Consider the following 1,796-nt stretch of genomic DNA (forward strand, 5'->3'; position numbering starts at 1 on the left):
TTAAAACGAAACCGCATTAAGCAGTTTAGTGACATTGGCCTTCGGCTTCACCCAAATGCAATTGAGAAGGAATACTCTTCGTTAAAAGCGGCCTTCTCTATTAATTCAAAACACTTTAAGCAACAACAAAATAGCAGATTTGATAAAAACAGCGCTTTAGGCTTTAACAATCAAAAAACCAGTCCCCATAAAGGCTCCGCTGCTTATCAATTCCAACAAGCATTAAAGCACTTACAAGAAAGCGGATATACTCAGACGGTTTATCAAAAATATTTTAAGTAATTAGAAAGAGGCTCACTATAAGCAAGCCCTCACTAGTAAAGAGGTCGGCTATGCTAAAGCTTTAGCATTTCTCAATAATTCTCTTGCCCGCTCTACAACCGGCAAATCAATCATCTTGCCTTTATATTCAACAGCTCCCTTGCCTGCAGCCAAGCCTGCTTCAAATGCTGCAAGCAAACCTTCAGCATGTTCTACCTCTTCCGCGCTAGGCGTCAATACTGCATTAATGACTTCTACTTGCTTAGGATGAATACAGAAGGCTCCTACAAAACCTAGCTGCTTGGCAAACTTAACCGTTTCAGTAAATGCATCAATATCGCTGTAGTCAGCTATCGAACCTGGAAAACCCAAAGGCATAATGTTGGCACGACGACAAGCAAATGCCAGCATCTGATTTGGCAGCAACAAGGTTTGAGGAAGTGGCTGCATGCCAGCTGTCGCCGAGAAATCTTCAGAGCCTAAAGTCATCGCCACAACACGCGGGTCTGCTGAGGCGATTTCATCCAGTTTGGGTAAAGCATCAACCGACTCAATCATTGCAATAATCGCTGTATGCCCTTGAGGAATATTTCGCTCCTGTTCCAATTTAGAAATCTTAGCGGCGAACTTCCGTAACTGGTCAGCAGACTCAACCTTTGGCACTACAATCGCGCTAACATGCTCACTGACCGACGCGACAACATCGCCCATGGCAAAGCGCTCATCAAGGTTGATTCTTACCAATGCAGCAGCACCATCCTGGCTAACCGTTTTCGCAGCCGGGACCACACACTCTCGAGCTTCTGCTTTTTGCTCTAGCGGAACACTATCTTCCAAGTCCAGAATATAAGCATCAGCACCACGCGTATGCGCTTTGGCGACGAATTTCTCAATGTGCACAGGGATAAACAAGGCCGTACGCCAGCCTGGGTAGTCTAATTTCTTCATTTTATTCTCGCTCACGAATCCTTAGGCCAAACTTGCTTTAATTGTCATACAAGTAAAACCATCATTATCAGCAGACCATAGGGATAAATCATCGCCATCCCGCTTACCAGACACGGTAAACACCGAGGTATCAAACGTCGGTCTAACCGCTCGGAACTTGAAGGTTTTCAAAGATTTATCGGCAATATTATGACGTTTAAGTTCTAACAATAAAGTCACCAGCAATGGCCCATGAACAACCAAGGCAGGATACAGCTCTTCGTTTACCGCGTAGTCGCGATCATAATGAATACGATGGCCGTTATAAGTCAGCGCCGAGTAGCGGTATAGCAACACTGGGTTTGGCGTGATTTCTTGCGAAAAATCGGCTTCAGAAAGCGCAGGCTTGCCTGGTGGCAACTCAGCTCTTTCTGTTGGTTGCTCCCGGTAAACAATATTCTGTACCTGGCTGATACACAGCTCACCCGCTTGTGAAATATCATGGCGAACATTAACGAAAACCAACACGCCGGTACTACCCGTTTTAAGTTCAACAGATTCAATCGTCGATAATCGAGAGGCCGGCTGGCCAATAATCAAAGCCTTAT

At 45.1% G+C, this 1,796-nt stretch carries 2 protein-coding genes and 1 pseudogene; 1 reads left to right on the forward strand and 2 read right to left on the reverse strand.

From position 1 onward, the window contains the following. Positions 1 to 282 (forward strand): hypothetical protein (locus tag A3761_RS28630; protein WP_231881267.1); only part of this gene is annotated, 282 nt, incomplete at its 5' end. A gap of 48 nt (positions 283 to 330) precedes the next feature. Here the strand turns inward: A3761_RS28630 and A3761_RS20335 are convergent. Together A3761_RS20335 and A3761_RS27970 are read right to left on the reverse strand one after the other, a co-directional pair. Further along, entirely contained in the window at positions 331 to 1,209 is an 879-nt protein-coding gene (locus tag A3761_RS20335) for a CoA ester lyase (RefSeq protein WP_068515818.1), read from the reverse strand. Positions 1,210 to 1,230: 21 nt separating this feature from the next. Further along, positions 1,231 to 1,796, reverse strand: a pseudogene (locus A3761_RS27970) (hypothetical protein); the annotation flags it as partial.

Source organism: Oleiphilus sp. HI0123, from assembly GCF_001635315.1.